The 22,734-nt window shown below is 52.8% G+C and carries 19 protein-coding genes; 6 read left to right on the top strand and 13 right to left on the bottom strand.

The features are described from left to right. Nucleotides 1-229 precede the first annotated feature (229 nt). Nucleotides 230-574: a DUF4855 domain-containing protein gene (locus L1F29_RS34245; protein WP_309252423.1), complete on the bottom strand. Its 345-nt coding sequence runs from the start codon at nucleotides 572-574 to the stop codon at nucleotides 230-232. A gap of 438 nt (nucleotides 575-1,012) precedes the next feature. After that, the gene (locus L1F29_RS22840; protein ID WP_258384342.1) at nucleotides 1,013-1,894 is read right to left on the bottom strand and encodes a phytanoyl-CoA dioxygenase family protein; all 882 of its coding nucleotides are present in this window, start codon (nucleotides 1,892-1,894) and stop codon (nucleotides 1,013-1,015) included. A 173-nt stretch (nucleotides 1,895-2,067) separates the two neighbouring features. On the opposite strand from L1F29_RS22840, the gene L1F29_RS22845 reads away from it, so the two are divergent. Beyond that, a complete protein-coding gene (locus L1F29_RS22845; RefSeq protein ID WP_258384343.1) occupies nucleotides 2,068-2,934 on the top strand; it encodes an AraC family transcriptional regulator in 867 nt (288 codons plus the stop codon). A gap of 79 nt (nucleotides 2,935-3,013) precedes the next feature. Here the strand turns inward: L1F29_RS22845 and L1F29_RS22850 are convergent, their stop codons facing one another. The 3 genes from L1F29_RS22850 to L1F29_RS22860 all read right to left on the bottom strand — a co-directional run bounded on the left by L1F29_RS22850 (nucleotide 3,014) and on the right by L1F29_RS22860 (nucleotide 6,729). Next, entirely contained in the window at nucleotides 3,014-4,168 is a 1,155-nt protein-coding gene (locus L1F29_RS22850) for a DNA sulfur modification protein DndB (RefSeq protein ID WP_258384344.1), read from the bottom strand. Further along, the gene (locus tag L1F29_RS22855; protein ID WP_258384345.1) at nucleotides 4,168-5,304 is read right to left on the bottom strand and encodes a DNA sulfur modification protein DndB; all 1,137 of its coding nucleotides are present in this window, start codon (nucleotides 5,302-5,304) and stop codon (nucleotides 4,168-4,170) included. Before L1F29_RS22855 ends, L1F29_RS22850 begins: the two co-directional genes overlap by 1 nt. 324 nt (nucleotides 5,305-5,628) lie before the next feature. After that, complete coding sequence (locus tag L1F29_RS22860; RefSeq protein ID WP_258384346.1) at nucleotides 5,629-6,729, bottom strand: GntR family transcriptional regulator; 1,101 nt, start codon at nucleotides 6,727-6,729, stop codon at nucleotides 5,629-5,631. A 149-nt stretch (nucleotides 6,730-6,878) separates the two neighbouring features. Here L1F29_RS22860 and L1F29_RS22865 point away from each other — a divergent pair, with 149 nt between their 5' ends. Beyond that, complete coding sequence (locus tag L1F29_RS22865) at nucleotides 6,879-9,638, top strand: alpha-mannosidase (RefSeq protein ID WP_258384347.1); 2,760 nt, start codon at nucleotides 6,879-6,881, stop codon at nucleotides 9,636-9,638. 141 nt (nucleotides 9,639-9,779) lie between these two features. Here the strand turns inward: L1F29_RS22865 and L1F29_RS22870 are convergent, their stop codons facing one another. Further along, nucleotides 9,780-10,583 (bottom strand): DUF6492 family protein, encoded by an 804-nt coding sequence (locus tag L1F29_RS22870; RefSeq protein ID WP_258384348.1) that lies wholly within the window; start codon nucleotides 10,581-10,583, stop codon nucleotides 9,780-9,782. Between the two features lie 284 nt (nucleotides 10,584-10,867). Here L1F29_RS22870 and L1F29_RS22875 point away from each other — a divergent pair, with 284 nt between their 5' ends. Next, a complete protein-coding gene (locus L1F29_RS22875; RefSeq protein ID WP_258384349.1) occupies nucleotides 10,868-11,677 on the top strand; it encodes an AraC family transcriptional regulator in 810 nt (269 codons plus the stop codon). 47 nt (nucleotides 11,678-11,724) lie between these two features. Next, on the top strand, nucleotides 11,725-12,399 hold the full coding sequence (locus L1F29_RS22880; RefSeq protein ID WP_258384350.1) for a phytanoyl-CoA dioxygenase family protein: 675 nt from the start codon (nucleotides 11,725-11,727) through the stop codon (nucleotides 12,397-12,399). A 107-nt stretch (nucleotides 12,400-12,506) separates the two neighbouring features. On the opposite strand, the gene L1F29_RS22885 is transcribed toward L1F29_RS22880, so the two are convergent. The 7 genes from L1F29_RS22885 to L1F29_RS22915 form a co-directional block, all read right to left on the bottom strand. Further along, nucleotides 12,507-13,328, bottom strand: coding sequence for a sugar phosphate isomerase/epimerase family protein (locus L1F29_RS22885; RefSeq protein WP_258384351.1), 822 nt, complete (start codon nucleotides 13,326-13,328; stop codon nucleotides 12,507-12,509). A 162-nt stretch (nucleotides 13,329-13,490) separates the two neighbouring features. Beyond that, nucleotides 13,491-14,012 carry a hypothetical protein gene (locus L1F29_RS22890; protein WP_258384352.1) on the bottom strand — a complete coding sequence of 174 codons (522 nt, stop codon included), beginning with the start codon at nucleotides 14,010-14,012 and terminating at the stop codon, nucleotides 13,491-13,493. Between the two features lie 93 nt (nucleotides 14,013-14,105). Beyond that, nucleotides 14,106-15,245: a Gfo/Idh/MocA family protein gene (locus L1F29_RS22895; protein WP_258384353.1), complete on the bottom strand. Its 1,140-nt coding sequence runs from the start codon at nucleotides 15,243-15,245 to the stop codon at nucleotides 14,106-14,108. 366 nt (nucleotides 15,246-15,611) lie between these two features. Further along, on the bottom strand, nucleotides 15,612-17,402 hold the full coding sequence (locus L1F29_RS22900; RefSeq protein ID WP_258384354.1) for an L-fucose isomerase: 1,791 nt from the start codon (nucleotides 17,400-17,402) through the stop codon (nucleotides 15,612-15,614). Nucleotides 17,403-17,456: 54 nt separating this feature from the next. Next, complete coding sequence (locus tag L1F29_RS22905) at nucleotides 17,457-18,581, bottom strand: LacI family DNA-binding transcriptional regulator (protein ID WP_258384355.1); 1,125 nt, start codon at nucleotides 18,579-18,581, stop codon at nucleotides 17,457-17,459. A 187-nt stretch (nucleotides 18,582-18,768) separates the two neighbouring features. Beyond that, entirely contained in the window at nucleotides 18,769-19,776 is a 1,008-nt protein-coding gene (locus L1F29_RS22910) for a LacI family DNA-binding transcriptional regulator (RefSeq protein WP_258384356.1), read from the bottom strand. A gap of 83 nt (nucleotides 19,777-19,859) precedes the next feature. Beyond that, complete coding sequence (locus L1F29_RS22915; protein ID WP_258384357.1) at nucleotides 19,860-21,095, bottom strand: purple acid phosphatase family protein; 1,236 nt, start codon at nucleotides 21,093-21,095, stop codon at nucleotides 19,860-19,862. Nucleotides 21,096-21,280: 185 nt separating this feature from the next. On the opposite strand from L1F29_RS22915, the gene L1F29_RS22920 reads away from it, so the two are divergent. Further along, nucleotides 21,281-21,994, top strand: a complete 714-nt coding sequence (locus L1F29_RS22920) for a polyphosphate polymerase domain-containing protein (RefSeq protein WP_258384358.1) — start codon at nucleotides 21,281-21,283, stop codon at nucleotides 21,992-21,994. 2 nt (nucleotides 21,995-21,996) lie between these two features. Further along, a complete protein-coding gene (locus L1F29_RS22925) occupies nucleotides 21,997-22,731 on the top strand; it encodes a DUF4956 domain-containing protein (RefSeq protein ID WP_258384359.1) in 735 nt (244 codons plus the stop codon). Nucleotides 22,732-22,734 lie beyond the last annotated feature (3 nt).

The following is a 22,734-nucleotide window of genomic DNA, read 5'->3' on the forward strand; positions in this document are numbered from 1 at the left end:
GATTCGGTCACCATCCTCTAACGGGCCTAGGCCTAGGTTGAGTTACCCAATCAAAGGCAACTGAGAATATCAATGCATAGTTGGATTCCGTATAAGGAAAGGCGGGACTTCATGAAAAAGTCTATCATGATCCTGTCGGTACTTCAATCCGTCCTAACTCCGAGATAAGTTGAAGATACCCAATTGATTCAAGCTCTCGTGACAATCATCTCCCGTTCTCCAACTTCGTTTATGTCCCGTTATAAGTCCATTTCAGGAAGGAATAAATATCGTCATACACTTTCCTTCCGCTTCTGCCGCCTTCATGGTACAGCTCGTACAGCGCCTGGACATCTTGATAATAGGCGACCACCGCATCCCTCATGCAGCCGAACGCAACACCGTCCTCCAGGTAGTGGTAGAGTGCTTTCCGATGCTTCCAGCTGGTGAGGACCGCCGAATCGAATTCGATCTCAAGTCCTTTTCCCGTTTGTGCGGCCAGCTGCGCAGCTTCTCTCGAATTCGTTCCGACGTGGTCTCTTCCTGATAATAATGATTGGGCTGCTGCACTAATGAGAAGTCGAAGCCGAAATATCTGAAGTTGAAGGGAATTGTCGTGAGGAACCTATAATAGCGGCAACCCGGATGTTCCCGGATTGCCGCTATCTTCGTTCCTATCGTCTAATCCGCACCAATTCAAGTCTTCGACTGTGCGGACGGCCTTATGATTTGCTCAATGCGTTCGTGCAGCGATGCGATTTTTTGACTGAGTTCCTGTAAGTCGCGCCGGATTTGCTCCACCGATTCTTTGACCATACGTAGCTTCCTCGTCTCCTTTGAGATAAGGTTACGATATCATATGTCAAGTTAAAATGATACAAATTGTATCTAGCCGAGCAATAACAGAAACTCGCCAATGATCCGTTTCATGTATAACACGGTAGCCGTCATAATACCCTGCTAGACGCAAAATGCTTGATAGCTCTAATTTGCATGTTTGAGGAGACTCCTGCCGCAAGGATAAAATATAGCGTCAATTATCCCGCCTCGGCTGCTCGACGTGTTCTGCCCGGCCTTCCAGCCAATCCGCAAGCTTCGCCACCTTATCCGGATAGCGGCAGCTTCGCGCCAAGAACCCGACTCCATGCGCGATCATCGGATCCTGATCGGTTGGCTGATATCTTAGATCGACGCTCCAGCGGACTTCGTTGGAATTGTTCGGCGTGGACATGTGCAGACAACGGTCATTGAACAGAATCGCGCTTCCTGCCGGAACCGGCAATGAAACGGTAGCCGTCTTGCCCAGCTGACGATCCTTCAATGCGGTATAGCCTGTACCCGTCATCTGTTCTTGATGCCACTTGAGCAAGCGCTTCTTGTGCGTTCTTGGTTTGATATGCAGGCAGCCGTTCACCTCAGTGGCATCCACAAGCGGAATCCACACCGTGATGACCGGATTCGAGTTGGCATCCGGCCAATACGACTTGTCTTGATGCCAAGGAACTGCACCAGCCGCTACCTTCGGAATCTTCGGCCTCGTATTGTAGACCGGATTGGCGAACAGCTCTCCGCCAATAAGCGACTCCACGGCATCCAGTATTTTGGGATTACACATCAAATCAAAGTATCCGGGCAGCCGGTCGCGCCAGCTTCTGCCGTGCTTCAAGAAGTCCTCCGCCGTCAAATGCCGGAACAGCTCCGCCAGCCGGAGCGGGAACGGACGATCCGCCAAACGGTCAGCAATGAGACCGGCCCGGTACAGCTCATCGGCAATCATCGATACTTTCTGATTCATCGCATCCTTGGCAGGGGCCATATCCTCGTCTGTCAGCAGCCGGGGCAGCACGAGATACCCCTCTTCATTGTAGAAATCGACTTGCTCTTTAGTTAAACTTCCGCTTTCAGCTTTCTTCATATCGGATGAACTCCTTCCAATGGTCATTGTTCTTGTATAAAAAATAACATATGATTATGTGCTCGTATTTGGATGACGTTTCGGAAATTGATCATTTCTTCCGGCATTGTTCGGGAGTTCGTCCCGCTTATGGTATAATCCGATTAGCAAGCTTCCGTGAAGGAGGATACATAATGATGGATTTGGATCAGATGCATCTCATGGCGCCTTCTATCAGAGTTGCACATCATTACCGGTTTCCACTCGAATGGAATCCGAGCCAGACGAAGCGGATCGGATATTGTTACGCTCTCCACCTTGTAGATGAAGGCAAGGGATCGATTACCGCTTCAGGGCGGACCTATCCGCTGAAGAAAGGCGATCTTGCTTTCGTTCCTCCCAGGCTTCTTCATTCTTTCCACTCCAATCCCGATCATCCGATGGGGACTTATAATATCTACTGCGAGCTATGGTCGGATGCGCCTATGCCAACGCCTCACCATCTGGTTTGGGACGAAGCCGACTTCGACAAGCGGCTGCTGACAGCGCAGCGTCACGGCACCCCGTTAGACCGGCTCCCTCTGATTATTTCGCTGCAGCACCGCAGTTCGATGATGGAGCTCTTCACGCATGCCGTAAATCAGCACCAGCTAAAGGCTTTGTATTCGACACAGATAGCCGGCTGCCTGCTCAAAGGGCTCCTTCTGGAATTGGTGCAGGCAGGCAGCGATTCCTTGGTGCCGGATTACCGAATGACCATGATCATGGAACGGATCGACAAAGAAGCAACTGCCGGTTCGCGTTATGACGAATGGCTGGCGGGGAGCGGCCTGCGCAAGACGCAGTTTCATGAACGGTTCAAGCAGGCGACCGGCCTCTCGCCCAAAGCCTATTGGACCAAAGCGATCATGAAGCAAGCCGCTGCCGCCTTGCGGGAGAGCAACCGAAGCGTGACCGGAATTGCCGAGGATCTGGGTTATTCCTCCATCCATCACTTCTCGAAGCAGTTCACCTCTTACTTCGGCGTCTCGCCGACAGAGTTTCGGAAGCGGCAAAGATGACGGTAAGCTGCATAAGACAAAGAAACGGTTCCGCTCGTGACGGAACCGTTTCTTAACCGTTATAGCAATCGGAACCGGCTTACACCTCTGCCGTTTCCTTGAGTCCTTCCAGATATGCGACAAAATTAAGATGCTTGCGCATCGACTTCTCATGCACGAGATTCAGCTTGCCGTTATCCAGCTGGCCGAATCGCTCGATAAGCTCCTCGTTGTCATGCGACCAGTCGATTTGGCCGAGCACTTCCAGGCAGCTCGCCCACTCCGTATTATATTTCCCGTCCTTCACCAAATAACCGTGCGCATACAGCGCGATAGACTCCTGAACGACACGGCTAGATGAGATGAACTGCGCAGTTCCCGGCATTTCGGGCATGTGCGGCAGCACACCGTTGAAGAACTGATGCAGGAGCTCCACGTGGGTCGTAGAATCTTTGCGGATGCGGCGAGCCAGCTCATACGACAGATTCATCTTCCCTGTGAAGAGCAGAGTAGCGGTGGAATATAACCAGCTGAAGCACGTAAAGTTCTTGTTGTACGACGTCAGATTATTCCGGCGCTCGATGCCCACATTCTTGAGCAGCTCATTGTGATCGGCAACCTGCTGCAGCACAATGTTAAGCGGGTCGCTTCCGTCGAACGAATGGCCGAGCTCCTTGCTGACCAGCTGTACCTTGGAGTTAATGTCGCCGAACAGCTGCTTCTCTTCTTCTTCTCCCAGTCCGATATACAGCTGAACGGAGAGCAGGCTTTCCAGCAGGTCCAGCCTTCTTTCCTCGACCTTCGCGAGCAGCCCTTCCGCTTGCTCCAGCTCTTCCTTCAAGCTCTCGTCATCAGGATTTCGACGGTTCTTCAGCTTCAGCTTGGCAACATCGCGTTCATGCTTTCGGCTCTCCTTGGTCAGCTGCTCGTTCGTATAACCGAGTGCCATGATGCGATGCTGGCCGTCCAATATGCTCAGCTTGGAACCGTGGAGGAGAATGAGGTGGTCATCGCCCTTCGCCAGAGAACCGACATCACGCAACGATAGGGTGACAGGTCCGAAGAAGACGTGATCCAGCTCCCGCTCCTGCAAATAGTTGGCGATCTTGCGGCGCTGCATGCCGCTTAGCTTGCGCTGTACCATCGGATCGATTGTCGAGTAATTCAGCAGATCATGCACCCTAAGGGAAACGGTTGCCAATCCAAACCGTTCGCAGTAAGGGTGGATCGTCATATTGAGTCGTAATCCGTCCATTAACCGACATCCTCCTTATCCGATAGAAGCAGCAGATGCTCCTTATCATAATAATCTTTAATATATTGATAGGCCTTCATGATCCGGCTTCTTCTTGGCAGACGATCCTTCTCGTCATTCTTATAGATGAGATTCCAGTCGATATGAGGCAGAATCTTCACCGCATATTCAAGCGTATATTTGTTGAACTGACCGGACTTGAACGCTTCCTCATGCAGGAAGAGACCCAGCGCGATCTGGATATTCTCGGTCCAGCACAACTCTCCACGGTCCGGGGCTGGCAAATAACGAAGCAGCAGCTTGAAATAATGGGCCGCATGCTCCAGATGCTCCTCCAGAAACTCCTCCGTATAATGGTAGCCGTTATTGCGGGCAGCCGACTTCAGCCGTCCTTCGAACAATGCGATCAGAAGCTCGGTAACGAGCGAGTAAGCAAATAGATAATCCGAGCTCTTGCCACGCTCCGAGAACATGTCGGTCGGCAGCTGGTCCATAACGGAATAGTCCTGCACAAGCCGTGAAGCCATAATATGATAAAATCGGCGCTGGTCGCGAAGAACAGCCAAGTTGCCGCCAATCTTGCGTGGCAGCTTGTTAATGTCGGAGAACAGCTGACGCTCTTGGCGGGCGCTTATATCCATGTAGAACATAACCGACATCGGAAACTCATACAGCTTGCGGAGCTTCTGGGTAATTTCATCGACGCGGTCGTATTCGCGCCGGTCCTTGGCTCTGGCCATATTGCTCTGCAGTGTTTCCATAACACGGCGGAAGGCCGCCAAACGATGCTGGCCGTCAACGACGTAGCACTTCTCGACCGGCTGCAGATAATATTTTTCCCGCTCCGTATCATAGCTTCCCGCACCGCGTGCGGATAAGATTACGCCAGGGAAGTAGATATTCTGTCCGTGATCCAAGTAGAGCAGAATGTAATCTACCAGCCGGGAGACATTCTTAGGGATCAGCTGGCGTTGGACCTCCAAATCAATTTCATAAATCGAGAATAGCTTGCTCATCGGCAGCGTTGTCGACAGCGTCGTTTGCCCGAAGGTTCGCGCTAATCTGCCCGGTACCTCAATAGAAGCTCCGGAGTGGCCCGTGGATAGCAAGTCTGATAGCGATTGCACCGGTTCCATGGTAAAACCTCCATTAATAAATTGTTAACTCTAGGATAAACGATGAAAGGGAAGGAAGCAAACCGAATCCTCCTATTTCCCAGCAATAACCTGCGCTTACCTCAACTTGCTTCCTATGGTCAAGCGTTAGGTTTCCGCCGGCTGGAAATACGCAGGCCGCACTAGATTATATAATGTTGAAGCGAATCATATGAACCACATCCTGATGCGCGGGCAGAATATTCTGACGTTCGCTGTCATCCCGGTTATTCTTCTGCTCATCCCTTCATCCCCAGGTATCCGGAACGTACTATCGGTCACCATCCGCATGGGTAACTTCGCGCGTTAAATGTTGGGTGCAGTCGCGGTTGAACGCCGTACGATCAGTCGGGCGGGTACCCGGATGCTGATTCTGTCTTGAATGGGCCGCTCGAGCAGAGCGAATAGGCGCTTCGCCGACTGCCTTCCGATCTCCTCCCCCTGCTGCGAAACGCAGGTGGGCGGGATTCTGGCATCTTCGGCATGATCATAATCGTCGAAGAAGACGACCGACAATTGCTCCGGCACGGACTTGCCTATAGCAGACGCCGCACGAATCGATGCAAGCCCGACTCCTTCATTGGCAGCGAACAACGCCGTCAGGTCGCTTTGTTCCGATAAGAACGAACGAATGTCTTCGGGTACTGCAGAATCCAGTACTCTTCTGCGGTCGAAAGCAACGCCGTAATCAGCCAGCGCCTGCTTATAGCCTTCCAGTCGTTCCTCAAGGCTGGTCGTCCCGGTAAAAACCGTGGTCACGAAACCGATTTCGCGGTGCGACAGCTGAAGCAGATGTTCGGTAGCCGCATACGCGCCTGCATAATGATCCGAGCAGACACAGTTCGTATCCACCCCCCGCAGATAACGGTCGATGACGACGATCGGAAAGTGATCCATAGCCAGCCGGAGCATCGTCTCGTTATAGGTCTGCCCATCCGCCGGATAGACGATGATTCCCTTCACCCCCGACCTTACCGCTTCATGCAGCAGCTCCTCCTCTTTCTTCTGGGAGTCGTGCGTTCGAAGCAGCAGCATCCGGTAATTGGAATTGGCAAGCTCATCGTCTATCCCATTCAATAAACTTGTCGTAAACCGGTTGTCTACGCGCGGAATCATGAAGGCGATCAGCTGAGGCTCATTTCCTGTCTTCTCATAACGGACAGGTTCGCCCTCCAGCCCCTCGGTCGTTACGAATGTTCCCCGCCCTTGAACCCGGTAGATAACACCTTCTTCGACGAGCCGGGTTAGCGCGCCCCGGACCGTTATCCGGCTGACGTCGAACTGCTTGCTCAGCTGCGTCTCCGAAGGCATCCTGCGTCCTTCCTTCCACTTGCCTTGACGAATCTGATCCATTACATAATCACGGACTTGACTGTATAAGGGAGTCCGCTTCTCTTTCTTACCCACTGCTTCCACCTCTATTAACATAACAAATATACAACTTTATTCTTATCTTGACGATCATGGATATTTACAGTATCTTCAACCCTAATTATTATTGAATTATAACAGGTATCATACAACTTGTATATTTGTACTATAAAGGAGCTGAAACGATGGCCAGAAAAACCGCTCACATCATCTCCCACACGCATTGGGACCGGGAATGGTACATGCCCTATGAGAAGCATCATGTGAAGCTGATCGCATTGATGGACGCCTTGCTGGACACGCTCGACAAGGACCCCGACTATCAAAGCTTTCATTTGGACGGACAGACGATCATCCTCGACGATTATTTGCAGGTTCGTCCCGAGATGCGGGAGAAGCTGGTCCGCTATGTGCAAGAGGGCCGCATTCGCATTGGGCCCTGGTATATCCTGCAGGATGAATTCCTGACGAGCAGCGAGGCGAACGTGCGCAATCTGCTTGTCGGACATAAGGATGCCCGGGCGTTCGGGCCCGTCGCCAAAATCGGCTACTTCCCGGATTCATTCGGCAATATGGGGCAAGCGCCCCAGCTCCTCCGGCAGGCCGGCATGAGTACGGCCATATTCGGCCGCGGGGTCAAACCAACCGGCTTTAATAATTCCGTCTCCGATTCAGCGGCCTATGAGTCCCCCTACTCGGAGATGACATGGCGCGCGCCGGACGGCTCCGAAGTTCTTGGCATTCTGTTCGCAAACTGGTATCACAATGGCATGGAGGTTCCTGTCGATGAGGAGGCGGCCAAAGTCTATTGGCAGAATAAGCTGCGCGATGTGGAGCGATTCGCCTCGACGCCGCATCTGCTGTTCATGAACGGCTGCGATCACCAGCCGGTTCAGAGCGACCTGTCGGCAGCCTTGGACAAGGCGCGCGAGCTTTACCCCGATTACGACTTCGTGCATGCGAACTTCGAAGACTATGCGGCAGCCGTACAGCAATCTATCGACACACCTCTCGCCGTAGTCGACGGCGAGCTCCGGAGCCAACGGACGGATGGATGGTCGACACTCGTCAATACGGCATCCGCGCGCGTCTATATCAAGCAGGCCAATGCCCGCGTCCAAACCTTGCTTGAGAAGGTCGCCGAACCGGCCGCAGCGATTGCCAGCCTTCTGGGGCAGAATTACCCGCATCACCTGTTCACTTACGCTTGGAAGACGCTCATGCAGAACCATCCCCATGACAGTATTTGCGGCTGCAGCGTCGATGAGGTTCATAGCGAAATGATGACGCGCTTCGCCAAGAGTCAGACCGTTGCCCAGACGCTTGCCGAAGACAGTCTCCAAGTCATGCTGAAGCAAGTCGATACGTCGAAGTTCGATGCGTTCAACGGCGCCGTTCCATTCGTCGTCGCCAATTATTCCGGCTGGCAGCGTTCAGGTACGATAAGCGTGGAGCTGGAGGTAGCCAGCAAGCCGCTATACGAGCCTTCGCCGGCGGAAATCTATGCCGGTCTGGAACAGATCGATATCGACGGCGGAATCATTGTCGATGATGAAGGCAGAGCCTTATCTACGGCGCAAGTCGAGGATCTTGGCGTCAAATTCAATTATACGCTGCCGAATGACCGTTTCCGCCAGCCTTATATGGCACGGCGCGTTCGGGTTACGCTGGGAGTCGCAGACGTGCCCGCTCTCGGATATCGGACCTTCGCCTGGATTCCGGCCGGCAGCGGCGCCGCCGCCAAGCCGAATGCCGATGTTCAAGCAAGCGCGACCGATGCCTATGATCCTTCTTCGCGCAGTCTGGAGAACGAATTTTTCACCGTCAGCGTGAACGATAACGGCAGCTTGACGATGGTAATGAAGGCGACCGGGCAAGTCTATCGCGATCTATGCGTATACGAAGATGTAGGCGATATCGGGAACGAGTATATGTTTAAGCAGCCTGAAGGCGATGAGGCTCTGACAACGAGAGGGCTGTCTGCCGAAGTATCGCTGCTGGAGCAGACTCCGACCAGGACGACGGTCGAAATCATTCACCGCTGGTCACTCCCGGCTGGAGCAGATGTGCTGCTGGAGCGCGAGATGGCATCGATGGTTCCGATTCAGCAGCGCAAATCGCAGCGCTCGGCAGCTATGACGCCTTTCGTCATCCGCACGCAAGTAACCGTCCAGCAAGGGGTTAACGCGCTGAGGATTAAGGCTTCATTCGATAACCAAGCCAAGGATCACCGGCTTCGCGCGTTGTTCCCTTCCGATATCTCGGCGGCAACCCATCACGCGGATTCCATCTTTGAGATTGCGGAGCGGCCGAATACACCATCGTCGGAATGGCGGAATCCGAGCAATACCCAGCACCAGCAATCCTTCGTAGCATTGGATGAGACGAACCGCGGGCTCGCGGTCGCAAACATCGGTTTGAACGAATATGAGGTATTGCCCGATCAACGCGGCACAATCGCGGTTACGCTGCTGCGCGCGGTTGGCGAGCTTGGCGACTGGGGAGTCTTCCCGACACCGGAAGCGCAATGCATCGGCGCACAGAAAGCACAATTCGCCATCATTCCGTACGGCGGCTCTGAGCAGCGCAGCAAAGCGGCGGCTGAAGCGTATCAATTCCAGATCCCTTGGATGGCCGCTCAGACGGATATCCATTCCGGCTCGCTGCCTCCGGTTCACGGCTGGCTGGAGTGGGAAGGAGAGCGTCTTGCTCTCTCGACCTTCAAAGTATCGGAAGACGGCCGGGATTTGATCGCGCGTTGGTATAACCTGTCCACCGAGCCGACCGAATTGATTGTGAAGACCGGCGACGTTCGGGCCGATTGGTATACAAGCAATATTCTGGAGGAACAAGGCGAGATGCTCCCGTTATCCGAGGGCGGATTGCTTCGCGTTCAGATCAAGCCTGCCGAAATAGTCACGCTAGGCTGCAGCTCCAGTGAATAGAATGGCCAAGTAACGAGATAAGCAGCTCATAACAAACAGCCATACAGATCCTCAAACCTGTATGGCTGTTTGTCTTTATATGAACGGAACATTCATATGCGCAGAGCTGGTATAAGGCTGTATGGATGTATGTGCCTGCCACTATCGCACATAGCATTTTCGTTTATGGAACGATAACGAGCGGTATTTCTTTGCAAGCTTATCGATTTGTGAGGCGGACAGCTGCGAAGCGTTAATATGCAAGCTTTTGTTCTTCGCGCTCCTTTTGATGAGCTGGCCTGGTTGAGTAGAATGGATATAGTTCCCATAGGTTTCATATTCGGAGAAACCGAACTGATTCGTCTTGTCTATGCTGCGAATGATTGCGTTATACCAATGGGTCCCATGCTTCGCTGCAATCGTCTTTTTCAATTCTTCCACCTTCGCCTTGTTAAACAGCATGTAGTGTGCAACGAAGGAAGATGATGACGTCTTATTCTTCCCCATCAGCTTCCTGTACGTTCGAAAGTACTCCTCTTGGCTCCACTTCCGGCAATAAAACACAGGCTTTCTTCCGATCAGGAACGTATGCGGGCGAATAAGCACCGTATCGGCATCCATGACCAAATAGTTTTCCTGCGTCCCCAATTTACTTCCGCTAAGCTTCAACAGCTGCTGGTAAAGCCAGCCTGACCGGTCCCAATTCTTGGAGCTGTAATGGATGTCGGCCTTCGTGATGGGCAGCAGCGTTCGTTCATTGACGAAGGTACAGCCTTTACGCTGGCACACGCTCTTGATATTAACACTATCTGGGGATACGACATAAATGCGGTCGATCGGATGCTGGATATATTTCTTCGCGCTATCGATGACATAAGGCAGCGTTCCCAAATCCTTCTCAATCGCCGGAATAAAAATATCAATCCGGGAACCTCCGCCATTTCGTTTTTCGGATTCGTTTGACATCTTTTCATCTCCCAATCGAGGGTGTGGAGCTAGCTCCAATAAAGTATGTCAGATCGCGCGCAATCGTGCCGTAATCCTGCATTTCCTGCACGATCTGGGCAGCCGGGCGAATACCTGCCTCGACATCATTTTTTCACTACACTGCAAACAGGATAATGAAGGGCTTTCCGAGAATGATTAACCACTTGCTCATTTCAGACACAAAGAAGCTTTTCCTGTGCATTTCCTATTGATCCAAATTACGTTACGTTTAGATTACCGAGTCGGGATTGGAGGATTGGTGAATGCCGGCAGCCGGCGAGAAGGAATGGCTAGTATTCGAAGCGCTAGAATGCTATGCAGGCACGATCGTGAATGCGCCGGGAACCACGTATGGTCCAAGACCTCAGAGCGAGCTGCAGCTCGTACTGCTGCACAGCGGGTCCCTGCATATCGAAATTGACGGTATGGTCAAACAGCTGCAGCCCGGCCATGTTTTTCTCATTTTGCCAGGACATCAGGTGTATATCGCTTTCGACGGGAAAGCTGGTACCTGGCATCGGTGGATTACCGTTTTTACGTACCATATCGAAGCGGATGTGCTGGAGGAGTTAACGCAGCTGCCTGATTCGCTCCCCATCTCGGAGCAGATGAACCAGCTTCTGGACGTTATGGTCGGGCTGCAAAAGCAAGGAATTCCTGACGGGAGCGATGTGCGGAATACATTAGCACTCGGAGCATTCCAGCTGTATGCCGCCGAATGCCGGAGCGGTGCCGCCGCATCCGCCGTTCATCCCGCCATCCTGCAGGTAAAGTCGCTAATCCAAGAGCGTTATCACGAGGAGCTGGTGCTGGCGGATATGGCGGCGAAAGCGAACGTTTCGGCTGGGCATCTTATCCGGCTGTTCCGCAGGTATGAAGGGATGACGCCTTCGCAATATTTGTGGCGCTATCGGGTGGAGCGGGGAGTCGAGCTGCTGCGCACGACCGGCCTGGCCGTCGGAGAGATTGCACAGCGATGCGGGTTCAAAACTTCCTATCACTTTGCCCGCATGGTAAGAGCGCACAAAGGCCGCCCGCCCAAGGATATCCGTGCAAACATGTGGAGTCGCTGACAGTCTCTTAAGTTTCGGGAAGTATTCATAGAGGAGGTAAGATCAACATGGTGACCACGTTCAAAGAACAGTTCGACCTTCAAGGATATGTCGTGCTGCCTCAGCTCTTTTCACAGGAAGAGATCCGAATGCTCAAGGAAGAGGCCCGCGCCGTACTGGATCGCATTGGCATGAATAAAGTTGGCGTCTACGTCGGGATGTCCATCGCCAGCGGCATGTTCAAAACAGCTGCCGCCAAGCCTGAATTAGTGGCTGCGCTGAAGGAGATCATCGGCGATTCCGTCATATTTCTAAGCGACAAAATCGTATACAAGAATGCCTCTACCGATTTCGGGTCGCCTTGGCACCAGGATTATCCCTATTGGGAAGGCAGCCATAAATTTTCGGTATGGATCGCCCTGGATGACGCCGCTCCTGCGAACGGCTGCTTAAGAGTCGTACCCGGTTCGCATTTGCTGGGAGCGGTAAGCCACGGCGGAGACGCTTCAGACGGGCTTGGGTTCGATAATCGGCTTGGACGGGACGAAATCGATGAATCTCAAGTTGCCGATTTGCATGCGACCAAGGGAGACGCCATTATTTTTCATGATTTGCTGTTCCATTCCTCTTACCGAAATACATCGGGCCACGACCGTTGGGCGCTTATATCCACCTACAAGGACGGGACGCTGGAGGATCCCGATTACCCATGGGCGCTGGCTGCCTTTACGGTAAGCGGTTAAGCCTTGCGCGGGCGAATACAAGAAGACGGCCCCAAGTCATGTGAGACTTGAGGCCGTTCCGCTATGATTGGCAACTGTAGCAACTGATCATTGCATTGTATTCGTCATTAGGCCTGCAGCCAAGCCTGCAAATCGACAGCCGTGCGGCGGATATCGTCCTGCTGCTCTTGACCGGAAATTTCGCGTTCGATTATCAACTCGCCGTCGTACCCGATCTGCTTCAATTTGGCGATAAAGTTCGGGAAGTCGACCTTGCCCTCTCCTGCCCGGACTTCCAGGCCAAGATCGTTTCCGTTCGTCGGATAGAAGCCATCCTTCACATGCACATTGCGTACATACTCTCCGAAGACATCAAGCGAATCGATCGGATTTCCTTTCCCGTATAGCACTAAATTCGCCGGATCCAGATTGATGCCAAGGTTGGCGGTTCCGATTCGTTCCATGGTGCGCAGCAGGACGATCGGCGTTTCTTGACCGGTTTCAAACCAGAAGCCCAGCTGCTTGCTCTCGCAATAGACGGCTACCTCGCGGATTGCCTCGACGACCTCCCCATAGGTCCTGTCCGTCATGTTCTCCGGAATAAATCCGCAATGCGTAATGATCGCCGGCGCTCCGATCCATTCGGCGAAATCCGCCCAACGCTTCAAGGCTTCGATGCGCTCAACGCGATATGCTTCGGGAACAAGTCCTAACGTAACGGGCCCCTCCGTAAAATTCCAGTGCGCAGGACCGGGTACGCCCGCCCAGACTGCGCAAATCCGCACACCCGCTTCTTGCGATTCCTTCACGACTTGAGCGGCAACTTCCCGCGTGCACATTCGCAGATCCCAGCAGCCCAGCTGACATACGTTGAAATTGAAATCACGGACGGCACTGAACATACTTCCGGGCTTATCTGCGGTAAGCGAGTGAATGACTCCGATTTCCATTTCTTAAGCAGCTCCTCTCCGGTTAGGCGGCGTGGCGTATGCGTCATACGGCGCCACGCCGTGCCTCAAATTGACATCGTGCGGATATCTTGCCACCTTGTTGTCTCTGCCTTCCTTTTCGACGGATGGAGTATTTTATCCTGCCCAAGCCGCCGTTCTTCTCTATTCATCGATAATTATTCGATCATTGTTGAACGTCAGCTTCACTGGCAATACGGAGATTTTCACAAAGACCTGCTCCTCATCTTCGAAGAGCTCCACCCCTTTGTAGTAGAACTTCGAGCAGCTCAGCACGACTGGTTCATGGCCCGGCAGTTCCAACGTATAAAGGTTCTCGTCCTGCGATAGATAGCGGTAGAACACTCTAGCTCGCAGGTATCGCTCATCGTCGAGAAATAATAACGGGTATGCGATGCCTTGCTGAGGATAGATGTCGATCCATGGGGATTCGATCCTGAATAGGGGTGAACGCTTCTTAATCTGGAAGATTTGATTCTTCGTCAGAGGAAGTCCCAGCAGCTTGTTATGGATCTCCCTATTGTAATTGAGGAGCTTGGATAACGATATTAATACAAGCCCGCAGGTAACTGCCGTTATCAGCACAAAAAAGTTGCCGCCGGCTATTCCGGCGAACGTTCCCGTCAACAGGATCAGCACACCTAGTATACTTTGGATCGTCGTCAATGGGACCCTCCTTCATTTTGGCATGAACTGCATAAAACAATAGAGCCTCCGCCTATGGAGGAGGAGACTCTATTGTCTGTTCGCACGGCTTTTCTATTGTTGTGGCTGAAGCTCGTGAACGCCGACTTTCCGTTTCATCTGAGCTGATTGCATCACCGCGTCGATCACATGCTGCACACGGTCGGCAGCCGTGAAATCCGGAAGCTCCGGTACCTGACCGTCTCCTCCATATTTGGCTGCCAGCACGGCATCCGCCCATCTCCACGCTTCATTCTTTTCGGTATTCCGGTAAGGGCGGAAACGGTCTTCTCCAGCATCGGACGTTAAATCCCACTCCAATAGGGATGGCAAGGTTACGATATTCCACGTTCCTCCCGCCTCTGAAGTTAACAGCTTGTATCCGTAGCCCTCGAACACCAGCTTGAGACCGCCGCCGGTACCGAACAGCTCCAACGTGATGGTCTGTCCGCCATTGCCCTGCGCCCGAATCCAGCTTGTATGAAAGACGCCATGCCAACCGCTCTCGAAGTCCGCTTGGAACATAATCGTATCGGCAGCCTGATCGGGATTGGCCCGGTCAGTGAAATCAACCAGACGGCCTTCTTCCAGACAGCGAACCGATGATTGTACGGCTGCAACCGGTTCTCCGGTAATGTACTGGGCCAAGTCAATGATATGCGAGCCCAGATCCTGCAGGACGCCGCCGGTTCCACCTTCGCGCACGGAGCCTCTCCAGCCTGGCGATCCCTTTAGCCCATAATCACCGGTATATTCGAAACGCCCTTCCAGAAGGTTCCCGATTTTGCCTTCTTTGACGGCATTGCGCAAATATTGTACGCCCGGATGCTCACGAACCGAGAAATTGACAGCGTGAACGACTCCGCTCAGCTCCGCCTCGATCCGCATTAAATGTGACTGCTTGCTGTCCAATGCCAACGGTTTCTCACAAAGCACATGAATGCCCCGTCTCATCGCTTCCATGGTTAGAGGGAAATGCGTATCATTCGGTGTGATGATACAAACCCCGTCCAATTTCTCGGTGTCCATCATCTCAATTGCTGAAGTGTAAACGGCTGGAATATCGTATTTCGCAGCCATACGTTCCGCATTCGTGCCGTTTCTGCTGCATATCGCTGCTACTGTAACACCGGGGTGCTTACAGAGAACGGGCAAAAACCACAAATCGGCAAACCAACTGGCCCCGATGAGTCCAACGCGAATCTGATTAGGCATGAATAATCCCCCTTAATAAATGCTGGCCTTACAGCCGTCACCTTAATTAATACGACGCCTGGCAATTAGCTCCTGCTGAATAGAAAGATAAAGTCGCAATGTTGTAGTATTTGTGAACGTTGCATGATTTTTTTTGTATTCCGTTATCGAGGAACGCGAAGTCCTCCTCCAAGCCGGCAGGGGGCGATTAATCGTGAGATCGCCGCTGCGCTGGACTTGAAGGAGGGAAGCGTCAAGGTATCTTTGAGCGCATCTATGGGAGGCCGGGCGTTTCCTCGCGAACGCAGGCGCTGCTGAAAGCCCAGGATCTGCGCTTGCTTGAGCCGGGCTGATGACCCGGCTTCATACTGGCGTCCGCTTGCGCTGTTATCGATATAACGGGCCGAATGCTTGACACGCCCGGAAATCCGCCCCTACCGGGTCCATGCCGCCGAAGGCGGTCCAGGCGCTTGGACGGAGTATGCGTTCCTCCGGAACATTATGCATGCAAACGGGAATACGCAGCATTGCTGCAAGGGTAATCAAATCGCCGCCAATATGTCCATAGCTTACAGCCCCATGGTTGGATCCCCAATTATTCATGACGGAATACACGTCCTTGAACAGTCCTTCGCCGGTCAGATTCGGCACGAACCAGGTCGTCGGCCATGTCGGGTTGCTTCGTTGATCGAGCTTATCATGCACGTCATCGGGCAGTTCGATCGTATAGCCTTCCGCCAGCTGAAGAACAGGCCCCAGACCGGCAACCAGGTTGATGCGGGCCATCGTGACCGGCATGCCTTCACGCGTCGTGAAGTCGGTGGAGAACCCTCCGCCCCGGAAGAAATCGACAGCCGGACACCACTGCGTAGCATCCAGGCACGCCTGGACTTCCGCTTCCGTTATATCCCAGAATGGTTTCATAGCGGGTTTGCTATCGACGCTCTGTCTGCCTGTGGCGTCGAGCGCAGCCGGCCCCGAGTTGATGAGATGTATGATGCCGTTAGCAGCCTTGCCTTCAAGCTGATGCCCCGTAACGCGCTTCACCGCTTCCGGGCTCCAATAGGTGCGAACATCGGCGAATATTTGCGCAGCATCGGTAAGCAGATGGCCAAACAGCATCGTAATGCCGTTCAAAGTGTCATTCTCCGTTGCCAGCATGAACGGCTCGCGGATACCGTTCCAATCGAAGGAGGATGTCAAGACAGCCTCCATGAAATCTCCGTTCGGGAAAAAGTCCGTCCAGGCGCGCTGGCCTTGGAACCCGGCTGCGATCGCATTGTGGCCGAACGCCTCTTCGCCGTAGCCCATCGCGTTAAGCTTCGGATTGCCGATCATTAGATCGCGCGCGATAAGCGCCATCTTGACGACGGTCTCCCAGTCGCCCGATTTCTGCTCCTCCGTGCGGCGAAGGTGCTCGGGATTGACCTCTGCGCCCTCCCGGCAGTTCTCCTTCGTCCACTTCAACGCTATCTCAAATTCCTCTTGGTCGTATATGCCGATCTCCATCCGGCGCACGAATTCCGTCATATCCACATATTCGTTGCGGATGCCCAAATAATGCTGGAAGAAGGTCTCATCGACAATACAGCCTGCGATACCCATGGATACCGAACCCATGGACAAGTACGATTTGCCCTGCATCGTCGCAACGGCCAATCCCGCTTTGGCGAACTGCAGCAGCTTCTCCTTAACGTCGGGCGTAATCTCAGTATCGCCGATATCCTGCACATCGCGGCCATAGATCGAGAAAGCCGGCAGCCCTTTCTGATTGTGAGCGCCGAGCACGGCGGCCAAATAAACGGCTCCCGGACGCTCCGTACCGTTGAAGCCCCAGATCGCTTTTGGCCGGGTCGGGTGCGTATCCATCGTTTCCGTCGGATAACACCAGGATGGGGTGACGGAGATCGTCAAACCTACGCCTGCCCGGGCAAATTTCTCCTCCGCTTGCGCCGCTTCCGCAACTCCGCCGATGCAGGAGTCGGCAATGACGCATTCCACCGGCAGCCCATTGCTGTGTCTAAGCTGTTCGGTCAAGAAAGCGGCCGCGTTCCTTGCCATTTCCATCGTAACCTCTTCCAGCGATTCGCGGATGCCGCCTCTGCGGCCGTCAATGATCGGGCGAATGCCAATCTTCGGCAGACTGCCTTGAAGCCGGTTTCCCACATGTACGTTCATCAGTATTACATCCTCTCCAATTGGAATTTACGATATGGCTGAATAATCACACCATCATGGAATACGCTTGACGACATTGCGAAAAATCTTGACGATACAGGATTGCTCTTCCTTGCGAATGCGCTTCAGCAGGATTTCACCGGCCTTCTTCCCCATATCATAGGGATTCTGGTCGATATAATAGAGTCCGGGTTGTTTAAGAAGCTTCCCCGCTTCGACTTCGCCAAACGACGCCACCGCCATATCGCCGGGAATATGCAGACCTCTGTTCACTAATTCCAAGAGAACGCCCAGACTCATCCGGTTGTTGAGCGAGATGATCGCCGACGGACGCGACTCCTCTCGAAGAAATTGTCCGACAGCGCGGACTCCGCCCTCCGTGGTGAAATCGCCATTGTAGAGAAGCGGTTCGCCTTCAATTCCGTGTTCCTTCATCGCCTTAAGCACACCGTCGAAACGTTCGCGCCCCGTGCTTGCCCGGGCAGGTCCGTTCACGACACCGATTCGGGTGTGCCCGTCCTTAAGCAGCTTCTTCGTTAACAGATAGGCGCCCTGTGTATTGTCCTCGGCAACTAAATCAAGCGGCTTTGCATCAGGCTGCTTCTCGAGTTTACGATCGATCAGAACGATTGGTTGCCCGCTATTGGCAAGCTTGAAGATCGTCTCGCCGTTTCCTCCCGAAGTAGCCAGCACGATCGCATCCACGCGCTTCTCATAAAGCATCTGCAGCAGACGGGTTTCCTTATCGGGATTCTCGTCCGAGCTGCAGAACATCAGCTGGAAGCCTTCTTGCCCGACGATATCCTCGATACCTCTGGTGATCCCCATAAAGTATGGGTTGGAGATGTCCGGGACGATGACGCCGATCATGAACGTCTTATCCTGCTTCAAGCTTCTGGCAACCGCACTGGGCTGGTAATCCAGCTTGGCGATCGCGTTGCAGACGCGTTCCCGCACTTCCGGGCTGACATAGCCGCTGTCATTAATAACTCTGGACACCGTCGCTGTCGAAACCTCCGCTTCGGCCGCGACCTTCTTGATCGTTGCTTTGGACAACCTTCGTTCACTCCAGTCCTGATTCCTGTGTATGTAATCGTTTACGTAATCGGTTACATACATCGTACCTTGATCATCCTTTTCCGTCAATATCCATCTGTCAAGACCGACTAGCAGCGGCATTCGCATTCCTATTGCGGTCAACTGCCATTAAATTTCGAGGGTGATATCCTCCATTTCCTTCAACGGGAGCAGTTTCAGACCTTGGGCCATCGAATATACGGTTCCGACTAATTCACATGCGAAGAGGCTGCCTACCGTCATCTTCGATGACTTGTGGACAGCCCCTTCGGATCGTCAATCTCTAGATTTATTGCAGCGACTCCCGCTGAACGTAGGAAGTGCGCATCGTTACGTTAATCGGGTAATCCCGCTCGCCCCGGATGCGCTCGATGGCCATCTTCACGGCAGAACGGCCGATATTGAATTTGGGCACGTCGATCGTGGACAGCGGGGGCGAAACGTAGCTGCTCATCTCCACGTTATCGAATCCCAGCACCTGCACGTCCACCGGTATGCGAATGTTGTGCTGCCTCATCGCGAGCATGCCGCCGATGGCTTGAATGTCGCTGGCGCAGAAGAAAGCTTCCGGCAGCTTCCCGCCGCCCTCCAGGAAGGACGCAACAGCCAATTTCGCCGCATCCGTGCTCCAATCCTTCGCAAAGATCGAATAGCCCGGATCGATCGGGCGTCCGAGCAATTTATGGGCGTCCAAATAAGCCTGGTAACGAACGGTTGCCCCGTAGCCGATATATCCGACACGTTCGAAGGAATTCATGAGCTTCTCCATAATCCACTTTCTTGACTCTCCATAGAGATCGACTCCGACATAGTCGGAACCTGGCAGCGCCCCTTCGAGCTCGATCCCCGCTAATATCGTATGAATATCCTTCCGGTTCCTTAATACCTCCAGCAAGGGCGAATAAGATATGTAGATGACTGCTCCGACCTTGGATTCTTCCAGAATCCGCACAAACACTTCCGGTTTGTATAAATCCGGGGTAAAGCAACCGAATGGGATATGCACGCCCGATTGCAGCGCTTCATGCTCGATCCCTCTCAACACTTGCGAATAATAAGGATCATGATGCTGCTCCGTCGAGCTTCCCAGGACGTAACCGATCCGGAGCTCCGAATCCCCTTCTTGCTTGGCTCGCGCCTTTCTCTTCGGATGGTATCCGACCTCTTCGACTAATTTCCATATCAGGCTTTGCGTTTCTTCGCTGCATATGCTTGTATCCTGATAATTGACGACGCGCGAAACCGTTGTGACGGACACGCCCGCCCTCTTGGCGATGTCCTTTAATGTTGCCGACATAGTCCAGCTCCTTCTTCACTGCAAGCCATAAGCTATAATTAAATCAATTTTAAACTAAAATTAGTTAAAATTCCAGCACGCTTTTAGTTATTCGGGTCATGCTTCAAAATAAATTCGTCCATCAAGCGGCCATCCACGTCATACGCCTTGTAAGTCAACGTGTTGTCATCCACCCGGATGCCCGCGAACATCTGGCGGTAATTCTGAAAGTGAACCTTGTGGTAGAATTGATCCTCTTTCTTCTCATTGAATTTCGGACCGGATGAATTCACGGTAGCATACACGGCTCCCCCGGATTCGACGACCTTGCCGTCCTTGAGCGGATACGAACGGGAATACTCGTGATTATGGCCCTGAAGGACGAGATCGACGCCGAATTCATCGAATACCGGCACCCATTGCTTCAATACGGACTTATCCGAGCTCCCTCCGTAAGCTGGACGGTGAATGGCCGCGATGATCCATTCCTTGTCGGTCGCTTCCAGATCGCTGCGCAGCCATTGCGCCTGATCCTTCGCTTTCGATTCGGTATTCAGCACGACAAAGTGAACCGGACCGTAATCGAACGAATAGGTCGTCCCGGCGATCGAGCTGTCCGAACCGTTGTCCGGCAAAAGAAAGTGGGAGACGAACCGTTCCGCGTCCTTGTCGACTTCCTCGTGGTTGCCGGTCACCGGCATGAGCGGATAAGACCTGATCCAGGAACTCGCCTTGCCGAACAAGGATTTCCAAGCTTCCTCATCCTCCGGGTATTCGGTCAAATCGCCGTTATGCACGATAAATTCCGCTTCCGGGAACTGTTCGAAGGCTTTCTCCAGCGTCTTGCCCCACAGCTCAAAATCCTGCTCCGTAATGCCCTGCGAATCCGTTACATTAAGGAATGTGAACGGGCCGGACTCCTCGGCCTCGGTCTCAAAAGCGGCTGGTTCACTCCATCCTCCGCTGCTGCCATCCCCTACCCGGTACATATATCCGGTGCCGGGCGCGAGTCCGCTGGCCTCCGCTTTGCGCACGCCCTGAAAGACGCCTTTGTCATTCTCGATTGCCGTCGTCGCACCTCGGAATTCAAGAACATCCCCGCTTTCGAAAGCTGCGGCTGACGAGCCTTTGAGCACCTGAAGAACCGCTTCCCCCTCCGTGCTTTTCGTATGCCATGTAAACGCTCTGCTCGTCTTCGGATCGCCCTTGAACGTCGTCACCAGCGACTGCGGCTTATTCGGCGGCTGCGTAACCGTCTGCCGCTGCTCCATCCAAATCAGTAAAACGGCAGCCAGCACGAGAAGCAGCGTTATTATTCCGAATGCATATTTCCGTAGCATCGTCTTGCCTCCTGCACCCATCATGATTGAATAATATTCTCCATCATCCGGCCATGAAGTCAACCCCGAGAGCGAACATTCAGCGAACATTCAGTTTCGTTTCAGCTAGAAATTAGGTTCGGCCTGTAGAGTGAATGTAAAGCAATTGTAAATTAAGTTTCATACAGAAAGCGAGGTGCACTACATTGAATCCAAATCTGAAATATCGTCACGAATTAAAATATTACGTCAACCACCATCAATATCACATTATTCGCCAGCAGCTGAAAAGCTTGCTGTCCCCGGATAAGAACGCCGATTCCAGCGGGCAATATCATATTCGCAGCCTGTACTTCGATGATATCGACAACAAAGCGATCCATGAGAAGCTCGGCGGAATCCGGGATCGTGAGAAATACCGCATCCGCATATATAATTTCTCCGACAGAGTGATTCATCTGGAAAAGAAAATCAAGTTTAACGATTACATTACGAAAGTGAAAACCTCGTTAAGCCGGGAGATGGCGGACGCCATTCTGGCCGGCCACTATGAGGCGCTGAACGATCCGCGAAAGCCGCTGCTGTTCGAGCTGTATCAGCAAACGACCAAGCATCTGCTCCGGCCTAAAGTCATCGTCGATTATGTCCGCGAAGCTTATGTGTCCGCTGCAGGCAACGTTCGGATCACCTTCGACAAAGATTTGAAGACCGGGCTTCATGCGACTGATATATTCAACCCGGACATCAACACCATCCATACCTTCGATCATCCGATTATCGTGTTCGAAGTCAAGTATGACGAATATTTACCGGATTATATCCGTACGGCCATTCAAGCGAACGGACTTGTCCGACAATCGAATTCGAAATACGTCATATGCAGAAAATGGCTCAAATTCAACTCATGGGAGGACCAATAACAATGGCCGAAACAAACACACCGGCAGCGGCTGCGGCTGAACCAACCGGGCAAACGAGCAACAGCTTTAGCGACATTCTCAAAAATTCCGTACTCCAAAACTTCAATTCCGACATCAGCATTTCGAAAATTATTCTGACCCTCGCGATCGCCTTCCTGATCGGCCTGTTTATATACTTCCTATATAAACGGATATTCAGCGGCGTATTGTATTCCAAGAGCTTCAATGTGTCCCTGATCGGCATGACGTTAATTACGGCAACGGTCATCATTGCAATCAACTCAAACCTCGTGCTGTCGCTCGGGATGGTCGGCGCGCTCAGTATCGTACGTTTCCGGACGCCGATCAAGGATCCGACGGATTTGATCTTTCTGTTCTGGGCGGCAACCGTCGGCATCGTAACCGGCGCAGGCTTCTATACGCTGGCGATCATCGGTTCGATCATTATCGGCATCGTGCTGTTTGTTTTCATCAAAAGCGCATCCTTCGAGACGCCTTATCTGCTTGTCATCCATTGTGACGGCGACGCAAGCGAGAAAGCCGTCAACGACAAGCTGGCTCAGCTGGTCAAACGGTTCAACGTGAAGCAGAAGACGGTAACGGCAGACAATATCGAGATGACGGTCGAGCTTCGGCTCGGCAGCAGCGAACCGCGTTTCGTGAACGAAATTACGAAGCTTAGCGGCGTGAAGAGCGCCGTGCTCATTAGCTACAGCGGCGATTATGTATCTCAATAACGG

This window comes from Paenibacillus spongiae, assembly GCF_024734895.1.
Classification (GTDB): Bacteria; Bacillota; Bacilli; order Paenibacillales; family Paenibacillaceae; genus Paenibacillus_Z; species Paenibacillus_Z spongiae.